The 8,499-nt window shown below is 70.1% G+C and carries 9 protein-coding genes and 1 riboswitch; of the genes, 2 read left to right on the top strand and 7 right to left on the bottom strand.

What is annotated here, in order from left to right; all coding sequences use genetic code 11:
* Positions 1 to 66: 66 nt before the first annotated feature.
* The 5 genes from C5B96_RS12590 to C5B96_RS12570 form a co-directional block, all read right to left on the bottom strand.
* Positions 67 to 738 carry a VOC family protein gene (locus C5B96_RS12590; protein WP_104245709.1) on the bottom strand — a complete coding sequence of 224 codons (672 nt, stop codon included), beginning with the start codon at positions 736 to 738 and terminating at the stop codon, positions 67 to 69.
* On the bottom strand, positions 735 to 2,297 hold the full coding sequence (locus C5B96_RS12585) for an amidohydrolase family protein (protein WP_104245708.1): 1,563 nt from the start codon (positions 2,295 to 2,297) through the stop codon (positions 735 to 737). The genes C5B96_RS12590 and C5B96_RS12585 overlap by 4 nt, the downstream gene beginning before the upstream one ends.
* Before the next feature lie 647 nt (positions 2,298 to 2,944).
* Positions 2,945 to 3,802: a chromosome condensation regulator gene (locus C5B96_RS12580; protein WP_104245707.1), complete on the bottom strand. Its 858-nt coding sequence runs from the start codon at positions 3,800 to 3,802 to the stop codon at positions 2,945 to 2,947.
* Positions 3,803 to 3,888: 86 nt separating this feature from the next.
* The gene (locus C5B96_RS12575) at positions 3,889 to 4,200 is read right to left on the bottom strand and encodes a transcriptional regulator (protein WP_104245706.1); all 312 of its coding nucleotides are present in this window, start codon (positions 4,198 to 4,200) and stop codon (positions 3,889 to 3,891) included.
* Positions 4,190 to 4,711, bottom strand: coding sequence for a hypothetical protein (locus tag C5B96_RS12570; RefSeq protein ID WP_104245705.1), 522 nt, complete (start codon positions 4,709 to 4,711; stop codon positions 4,190 to 4,192). The genes C5B96_RS12575 and C5B96_RS12570 overlap by 11 nt, the downstream gene beginning before the upstream one ends.
* Positions 4,712 to 4,794: 83 nt before the next feature.
* Positions 4,795 to 4,863, top strand: a riboswitch (guanidine-III (ykkC-III) riboswitch).
* A 12-nt stretch (positions 4,864 to 4,875) separates the two neighbouring features.
* Here C5B96_RS12570 and C5B96_RS12565 point away from each other — a divergent pair.
* Positions 4,876 to 5,190 (top strand): multidrug efflux SMR transporter, encoded by a 315-nt coding sequence (locus C5B96_RS12565; RefSeq protein ID WP_104245704.1) that lies wholly within the window; start codon positions 4,876 to 4,878, stop codon positions 5,188 to 5,190.
* Positions 5,190 to 5,564: a multidrug efflux SMR transporter gene (locus tag C5B96_RS12560; RefSeq protein ID WP_104245703.1), complete on the top strand. Its 375-nt coding sequence runs from the start codon at positions 5,190 to 5,192 to the stop codon at positions 5,562 to 5,564. Before C5B96_RS12565 ends, C5B96_RS12560 begins: the two co-directional genes overlap by 1 nt.
* Positions 5,565 to 5,607: 43 nt before the next feature.
* Here C5B96_RS12560 and C5B96_RS12555 read toward each other — a convergent pair whose 3' ends face one another.
* Both C5B96_RS12555 and C5B96_RS12550 read right to left on the bottom strand, forming a co-directional pair.
* On the bottom strand, positions 5,608 to 7,677 hold the full coding sequence (locus C5B96_RS12555; protein WP_233189185.1) for a cytochrome c oxidase assembly protein: 2,070 nt from the start codon (positions 7,675 to 7,677) through the stop codon (positions 5,608 to 5,610).
* 89 nt (positions 7,678 to 7,766) lie between these two features.
* The gene (locus C5B96_RS12550; protein ID WP_104245702.1) at positions 7,767 to 8,375 is read right to left on the bottom strand and encodes a hypothetical protein; all 609 of its coding nucleotides are present in this window, start codon (positions 8,373 to 8,375) and stop codon (positions 7,767 to 7,769) included.
* Between the last annotated feature and the right edge of the window lie 124 nt (positions 8,376 to 8,499).

The raw sequence follows: 8,499 nt of genomic DNA, 5'->3' as shown, positions 1-8,499 counted from the left end.
GGGGGGGGGGGGGGGGGGGGGGGGGGGGGGGGGGGGGGGGGTGGGGGTCGTGCAGGTCGGGCAGTCTCACTGCGGCGTCTCCACCCAGGCGTAGATCTCCCAGATGTAGCCGTCGTCGTCGACGAAGTAGACCGAGCGGGAACCCCACTCGTAGACGCGCGGCGGCCCTGAGTCGGCCAGTCCGCTGCCGCGGAGCTCTGCCCACAGCGCGTCGACCTCCGGACCGGTCTCGAGCTCGATCGCCAGCATGACGCGACCGGTCGAGGGCGCCGCGGGGGTGGATGGCACGTCGAGAGTGATCGTCAGCGACATCGACGTGCCGTCGAACTCGATCCAGCGCGCGTCGGCCCGCACAGCGCGGAATCCGAGCGTTTCGAGGAATGCCGCCGACCGTGCCAGGTCACTCACCACGAGGGTCGCGGCAGCCAGACGTGTGCTCTCGACGAGACGATGGTTCCGGATGATCGTGATGCCGTCGGGGTCGGCGAAGACCTCGGTCGCCGCACCTGAGGTTTCGAGGGTGACAGTGAACGGCATCCCCGGCCCGACCGGATAGCTCGGCCCGACGGTCTCGGCGATCGAGTGCTCGACCCACATCGCGAGGCGCGCGCCGTCGCCGAGCCGAAAGTCGACGAACCGCACGTTGCGCATGCGCCGTTCGAGACCGAGCGTGGTCGAGTAGAACTCGTCGGAACGGTCCACATCGCTCACCACAAGGCAGATGTCATCGATTCTCATGAAAGAACCTCTCGTTCGGGCCACGGTGTCTGACACACCCGGTCGTAGGCGTTCCTGATCGGCTGAGCGTCTGCGCGGTTCGCCGCCACCGTCTGACGGTGCCCGGCGAGGTACTCGGCCGCGAGCTCGCGGAACTCGGCCAGAACGGCCCGTTCGTCGATGCGTGTGCTGCGACCGTTCCGCACGACGCGTTCCCCGTTCACCCACACCTCGACGATCGATCCGCCGTTCTCGCTGAACACGAGTTGCCGTGCCGCATCGTTCAGAGGGGTGAAGTTGGTGGTGAGAGTGAGGTCGAGCACGACGAAGTCTGCACGCCTGCCGGCTTCGAGCGATCCTACCTCCGTGGTGCGGCCTGTCGCCCGGGCTCCGCCGCGCGTCGCGGCCCACAGCACCTCGTCGCTCGACGGCCACGCCGCGGGGTCGGCATCAGCCACGGACTGCAGCAACGCTGCGGTCTTGATGGCGTCGAGCATCCGGAGCGAATCGTTGCTCGCCGTGCCATCCGTGCCCAGGGCAAGCGTCGCGCCGGCGTCGGCCAGCGGGCGCCAGGGGAAGACGCCGGAGCCGAGTTTCAGGTTCGAGACGGGATTGTGGATGATCGTGGCTGGCGACGCACCCAGCGTGCCGATGTCGCCGGGGCTCAGCCAGATCGCGTGGGCGAGTGCCGTGCGCGGGCCGAGCAGGTCGAGCCGCTCGAGGTGTTCGACGATGGTGCTGCCGTAGCGCTCGCGGCCCATCGCCGCCTGAAGACGCGTCTCGAGCAGGTGGAGGTGCAGCACCGCGTCGTGCCTCGCCGAGAGGTCTGCGGCTGCGAGCAGCAGTTCATCCGAACTCCGCTGGGGAGCGCTCGGCGCGACGGCGTACGAGAGCCGGCCCTCGCCCCGACCGTGCTGGGTGGCGAAGGCGTACTCACTGAGGGCCACGAAGTCGTCGATCACCCGACGGGAGGGCGGCATCGCCGCACGCGACGCTTCGACGGCTTCTGGTGTGAGCAGGCCAGACGAGAACGGCAGCCGGTCTGCGTAGGCGACATCCGCCACTCCGCCGGTGCAGGTCGCACGGATTCCGGCGTGCTCGTAGGCGTCGAACACGGCTCCGAGCGACTCGGCCGTCTGCCACGGCAGCTCGCCCACGTCGTCGAGTACCGTCGTCGTGCCGCCGTGCAGCGCATCCATCGCGGCGACGAGCGTGCGCAGGTAGACGAGGCGAGCCGACATTGGGTGGGCTGCCGTCGGGGGGTAGGTCTCCAGCATCCAGAGCTCGAGGGGAAGTCGCTCGCTCGTTCCCCGGAAGACGGTCTCCCAGGAGTGGGTGTGTGCGTTGACGAGGCCCGGGATGATCATCAGCCCTGTCGCGTCGACCGTCGTCGTTCCCGGGGAGGCGTCTCGCCCGGCGGAGGACGCGTCCCGCCCCGCCGTCGCGGTGGCGACCACGCCTGCGTTCGGCCCGACCGCGTGGATGGTGTCGCCATCCACGAGCAGATCGCCGCTGACGACGGAGCTGCGCCGGTCGTCGTCCATCGTCATCAGGAGAGCGTTCTTCCAGAGGGTTCGCATGGGTTCCTAGCGTCTGCGGGTGCGGTGAAGCGCCCACGGGGAGGGTGTGACGGAGAAGATGTTGCGGAGGCGCGCCGCAGATGGCCCTCGAGCGGGGCCGACCGATGTCTTCAGGCGGTGGCGGTGTCGGGGGTGTCGTCGGCGTCGGCGGATGCTGCGACGAGACGCTTGCCGCCAGCAAGAGAACGCGGCGCCCCATCCCGGGTTGCCGCGTCGCCAACCGCGGCCCGGCCGGTGACGGCAGGATCAGCAGTCGCGGAACGCCGCACTGTCGAGAGACAGAGCTCTCGTGCGTGCGCGGGGACTATCTGCCGAGAGAGTAGACGGAGACGTTGTGAGCTCCGCTGCGACGACGCATGCAGAACCAGGGCAGGAAGGCCCGGTTGGCAGAGGAGGTCGTCATGCCGTCGACGCTATCGCGCTGATGTGTCGCCGGTGTTTCGTCGACGCTACGTTGTGGTTTCCGGCGCCACTGCGCTCACCGTGGGCGCGTGCCACCCGGGCATCTGCAGGCTCGCCCGGCCAGTCGAGGCGCAGGATGTCGCAACCGAGGTGAAGCCCGCCGCCGCCGGGCACCGGATCGACCCGTGGCCGGCGCCTCTCGAGCCCGACAGCCCGCCAGACCGAGGGGCGAGCGGGAGGGGCCGTCAGCGGGCGCAGCCCAGGTGCCAGCCCGCGACCCGGCACTGGGCGTCGTCGTCGTTGCCGGTCGCGAGCACGGTGCCGTCTGACCGGAGGCCGATGGTGTGGGCCGAACCGGCAGCGACCGCCACGACATCGCGCCAGCGGTCGACGTCGCACTGCCCCCGGCTGTTGTCTCCCGCCGCGACGACCCGCCCGTCTTCCCGCACGGCAACCGCGTGAGAACTGCCCGCAGAGATCGCCGTCACGTCACGCCAGGTGCCCGTCGCCTCCGTCATGCCCGTGAGGTGCCCGGTGGCGAGCACCCGCCCGGTCTGCGTGAGGCCGATCGTGCAGAGGTATCCCGCGGACACTGCGCGGAGGCCCCGCCACTCAGCCACCGAGCACTGCCCGCGCTGGTTGTTTCCGGCGGTGACGGCCGTGCCGTCCGCCCGGAGCCCGACGGAGTGCCAGTCTCCCGCAGAGGCAGCGACCAGCTCGCTCCACCCCTCCACGTCGCACGCGCCCTCGTTGCGGCGACCGGCTGCGAGGGCTGTGCCATCCTTCCGCACGCCGATCGTGCGGCGCCAGCCGGCGGCGACGCTCACGATGTCGGTCCATCCGTCGACGTCGCACTGACCCTCAGAGTTCCAGCCGGTCGCGAGCACAGTGCCGTCCCGGCGCAGCCCGACCGTGTGCGATCGTCCCGTGTTGGAAGCCGTATGGACGTTGCCCGCGGCCACTGCCATGATGTCGGCCCACGCCGCGACGCGCAGCTCCTCCGCGCTCGGCCGGCCGGCCGTGAGCACGGCGCCGAGCCCAGTGACCCCGACGGAGTGCCGGCGGCCGGCGGCGATGCGCGCCTGTAGAGGGGGAGAAGCCATACCTGCATCGTCTCAGGTCGTGGGCAGGCCAGCGACTCAGCGCGACGCGCGACGCGCGACGTTCGACGTGCGACGTGCGACGCGCCTCACCCGCCGAGACCGTCGGCGATGCGACGGAGGGCGGCCACGTGCCCGTCGAAGGCCCGGCGGCCCTCGGCCGTGAGCGCGACCGTGGTGGTGTGGCGCTGGTCGCCGCGGCTCGACGACGATGCTTTGGTGACCCGCAGGTATCCGATCTCGGCGAGGCTGCGGACCGTCTTCGAGAGGTTGGCCTCCGAGATCTCGAGCGACGAGCGCAGTACGGAGAACTCGGCCGAATCGACGGGCCGCAGCATCCCGCACACCCGCAGCCGGGTGCGCGCGTGGATCTGCTCGTCGAACCCGTCGTCAGCGGCCACGGCGCAGCTCGCGGCTGTACGCCCGGTCGTAGAGGCTGCCGCCCGCCCACATCGCGGCGAAGGCTGCGATCGCTGTCACCCACACCCACGCGGCATGCCCGGTCGCGGCCAGGGCGAATGAGACGCCGAGCAGCAGCACGATGACGATGCCGAGCACGACGGCGATTGCGAGGCTCCGGGGGCCCGCGGTGCGGGTGACGGTGAGGCCGGTGATGCGCTGGTAGGCCAGCGAGAGGAACACGATTCCGAGGCATCCGAAGGCCACGAGCACGGGCTGGCCGGGCATCCCCGCTCCGGGCGACCCGATGATGAACGCTGTCGCGACGGCCAGCAGGGGGTAGTACCAGGCGGGGGTGCGGATGCGGTCGGCCAGCATCCGGCGATCAGAATCCAGTGCCGACAGGGCTTCGCGAGCGGCGGCTTCGTCGTTTCGGCGAGTCGTGTCACCGTGGCCGTCGCCGTGTGGAGTGTCACCAGAGCGGTGCCCGAAGGCGTCGAAGTCACTTTCCATGCAGTTAAGTCTTTCGCAGGCTCTGCGGATGCGCAAGCCGCAACGCTCGGCCGCCCGGGCGGGCGGGGGCGGGGTATCGTTGAGGTGGGCCTGACGCCAGGTGACCTGCGGACGAGGGAGCAGTACCCGCACCACGACAAGACTGACTCGCCGAGGAGGCAGTCATGATGTGGGCGATTCTGGTCGGAGCGGGCGTGCTCGAGGCGGTGTGGGCGGCAGCCCTGTCAGCGTCACAGGGGTTCCGTCGGTGGCGACCTGTCGTGCTGTTCTTCGTCGCGTTGACCGCGAGCATGGCGGGTCTCGCCTATGCGATGACGGAGCTTCCGACGGGTACGGCGTATGCGGTCTGGGTGGGCGTCGGGGCCACCTTGACGGTGGTGTGGGGCGTCGTGACCGGGAAAGAGCGCCTCTCGGTGGCGCGGATCGTGCTGCTGGTCGTTCTCGTCGGCTGTGTCGTGGGGTTGAAGGTGGTGAGCTGATGCCGTGGATCGTGCTCCTGCTCTCCGCTGTTCTCGAAGCGGTGTGGGCCACTGCCCTCGGCCAGTCGGCTGGCCTGACGGAGCCGGCGCCGACGGCTGTCTTCGGCGTCGGCCTGGTGGGCAGCATGCTCGGGCTCGGATGGGCGGTGCGACACATCCCTCTCGGAACGGCCTACGCGGTGTGGACGGGGGTGGGCGCCGCACTGACGGTCGGCTTCGCCATGCTCACGGGCGTGGAGACCGTCTCGGTGCTGAAGGTCGTCTTTCTGCTCGGCATCGTCGGGGCGGTCATCGGCCTGAAGGTGTTCGGCGGCCACACCCGGCCGCGCGCCGCCCCGCCGACCGTCGGCGCGCGCCGCCCCGGCGACAGTTAGCGCGAGCCGCCCCGGCCGTCAGCGCGTGCCGTCCGGGCGACTGTCACCGCGAGCCGTCCCGCCGCGCGATGTCGGCGAGGCGGTTGTTGTATTCGGCGAGCTCCGCGTCGCCGGTGCGCTCGGCGTTGCGGTCGTAGCGCTTGGCTTCCCGTTCCTCTGAAGTGACCCACTGGCGCACGACGGCAAGGGTGACGAAGAGCACGGGGAGTTCGCCGGCGCCCCAGGCAATGCCGCCCCCGACGTGTTGGTCGTTCAGGAGTGCGGTGTCGTCGGTGTAGCCGAGGGAGTGCCACCAGTCGATCGCGAAGATGGTGTCAGAAGACATGATCGCGAGGCCGAAGAACGCGTGGAACGCGAGGGTGGCGAGCAGCAGGATGAGGCGGAGGGGGTAGGAGGGCCGTGCCGGCCCGGGGTCGACACCGATGATCACCCAGAAGAACAGGTAACCGGTCGCCAGGAAGTGCAGGCACATGAGCACGTGCCCCTGGTGGGTGTCGAGGGAGAACTCGAACCAGTCGGAGTAGTAGAACACGACCAGGCTGCCGGCGAAGAGGATCGCGGCGACGATGGGGTGGGAGATGACCTTCATGTAGCGGGAGTGCACGACGATGAGGATCCATTCCCGGAGGCCGCGGGAGTGGTCGTGCCTCTTGGGGAGGGTGCGGAGGGCGAGCAGGATGGGGGCGCCGAGTACGAGGAGGGGTGGCACGAACATCATCAGGCCCATGTGCTGGATCATGTGGGTGCTGAAGCTGACCTGCCCGTAGACCCCCGGCCCGCCGCTGGTGACGTAGACGAGCAGCACGCAGCCGAGCACCCACGAGACGGTCCGGCCGACCGGCCAGCTGTCGCCGCGCCGCCGCAGCCGCAGCACGCCGGCGATGTAGACGCCGGCGAGAACAGCCGCGGCGCCCGCGAACGCCCAGTCGACGTGCACCTGGGTCAGCATCGTCAGCAGGGTCGCCGGGGGTGGGAACGGGAACCCGAGCAGGGAGAGCTGGATGTCGACTCCGGCGACCGACCCCTGGGAGACCGGGGGCGCGCTCTTCGACAGAGCCACCGACACGCCGATCGCGACAGCCATGAAGAGCACCTCGGTGACGGCGAGGCGCACGAAGTGCCTGTGGTTGCCGGGATCGCGGATGAGCTTCGGAATCACCAGCTGCCGCTGCCACACCCCGGCGAGGCCGAGCAGGATCAGGATGGCCGCCTTGATCACGATCAGCAGTCCGTAGGGCTGCAGCAGGTCGGCGGGGGAGGAGATGCGGAGCGAGGCGTTGATGATGCCCGAGAAGGCGACGGCCGCGAAAGCCCAGACGGCCATCGTCGAGTATCGGCCGACCGCTGCGGGCAGGGAGGTGCCGAGGCGTTTGCGGAGCAGGATGAGGCCGATGAGGCCACCGACCCAGGCCGTCACGCCGACGAGGTGGATGGCCAGGGAGTCGACGGCATTCGCATGCTCATCAGACCCGGCGGCGTGCCCGGAGAGGGCCAGGGGCAGCAGCGCCAGAACGCCCACCGCGGTCGCAAACGCGATCACCGACACCCGCTTGCTGAGCAGCAGCGTCACGAACGCGAGGAGTACGCCCGCAACGGAGACGAGAAGGGACTGGCCGAGCTCGATGCTGGTGGCGAAGAACAGGAACTGCTTGCCGAAGCGTTCATCGGTGAGGGGAACCCCGATCGTCGTCGCCGCGGTGAAGAGGAGCACCGCGATGCCCGCTGCAGCCCAGACGGCCGCGGCGCGAGCGGCCCACCGCGCGGCGGTCCACTGCGTGTACGACGCAACGCCCGGCACGGTGTTCTGACCGGGAAGCACGAACGTGGCGAGGAGGAGGAGGCCGACGGTCACGGCGGCCGCGGCGTCGTGGATGACCCGGGCGACCGGGAGGCCCCGGGTGACGAGGAGGCCCGGGTCGATGAGCGTGTAGTTCGAGAAGGCGCCGCTGAAGATCATGCCGCCGAGGGCCACGGCGACGGCGCCGGGGATGCTCAGGAGAAGAACGGTCTCAACCCAGCCGATCTTCGGGAGGGCGAAGGTGATCAGCTTCGGTTCCCTGGTCTCAGGGGTCTCCGCGGTCTCAGGGGTGGTGTCTGTCGTGTTCGAGGTCACAGTGCTACTTCTTCCCAGCAGGGGTCGAAAGAAATGAAAAGGCGCGAGCGCGCGAGAATACGTGTGCGGCCCGCGGGGTGGGGCCGGTCTCAGACGGTGGTGATGCGGCGGCCCGGCGGCCCTCGATGCCGCATCGACCCCAGGTACAGCACCAGATCGTGTACCCCGGCCGGCTCGAGCCAGGCACGGTTCTGCATAGCGGCATCCGGAGTCGACGGCTCATCGAACGGCGCCGCAACCAGCCGGCGCAGACGCAGGTGGGCCGCCGCGAGAAGGGCGCGGATTCCGCGTTCGCCCTTGGCCAGCGCAAGCACGGTGAGAACGGCGGCGATGGCGTGGGCTGCCCACATCCAGTCGCAGCCCTGCGTCACCGCGGCGCCCGTTCCGGATGCGGTCGCGAAGGTGACCACGCTACCGTGATGCCCCGCCGACAGCGCCGTGACGTCGCTCGGCGCGCCCAGGCTGAAGATGCAGTGGAAGACGAGCTGTGACACTCCGACGGCCACACTCAGCCGGGGCACCGACAACGAACGCCCGGCCAGGCCGACGCAGACGAGAACCGCGAACGCGAAACCGAGGGCCAGCCCCACCACCCCGGGCGCCGTGCCGCCGACCGCCACATGGGAGAACGCCGCGACGAAGACGGCGAAGCCGGCCGCGAGCACACCGCGGAGCGCACGTGCCGCTCTCTCGCCCATGCCGCATCCCTCGCCCTGTAACCCCCCTCAGTCTACAGAGCGTAGAACTCCGTCGGCGGTGGCCCGCGGCGCGGTGGGGCGGCCACCGGCGTCGACTGCATCCGAGGGAAGATAGGAGGAGCGC

The sequence above is a fragment of the Subtercola sp. Z020 genome, from assembly GCF_002931235.1.
GTDB lineage: Bacteria > Actinomycetota > Actinomycetes > Actinomycetales > Microbacteriaceae > Subtercola.
This window is presented reverse-complemented; position numbering and strand designations above follow the sequence as displayed.

Coding starts and splice junctions, on each gene's coding strand:
- C5B96_RS12550 (WP_104245702.1), bottom strand. CDS start 8,375: ATGGGCGAGAGAGCGGCACGTGCGCTCCGCGGTGTGCTCGCGGCCGGC.
- C5B96_RS12570 (WP_104245705.1), bottom strand. CDS start 4,711: ATGGAAAGTGACTTCGACGCCTTCGGGCACCGCTCTGGTGACACTCCA.
- C5B96_RS12565 (WP_104245704.1), top strand. CDS start 4,876: ATGATGTGGGCGATTCTGGTCGGAGCGGGCGTGCTCGAGGCGGTGTGG.
- C5B96_RS12580 (WP_104245707.1), bottom strand. CDS start 3,802: ATGGCTTCTCCCCCTCTACAGGCGCGCATCGCCGCCGGCCGCCGGCAC.
- C5B96_RS12590 (WP_104245709.1), bottom strand. CDS start 738: ATGAGAATCGATGACATCTGCCTTGTGGTGAGCGATGTGGACCGTTCC.
- C5B96_RS12560 (WP_104245703.1), top strand. CDS start 5,190: ATGCCGTGGATCGTGCTCCTGCTCTCCGCTGTTCTCGAAGCGGTGTGG.
- C5B96_RS12585 (WP_104245708.1), bottom strand. CDS start 2,297: ATGCGAACCCTCTGGAAGAACGCTCTCCTGATGACGATGGACGACGAC.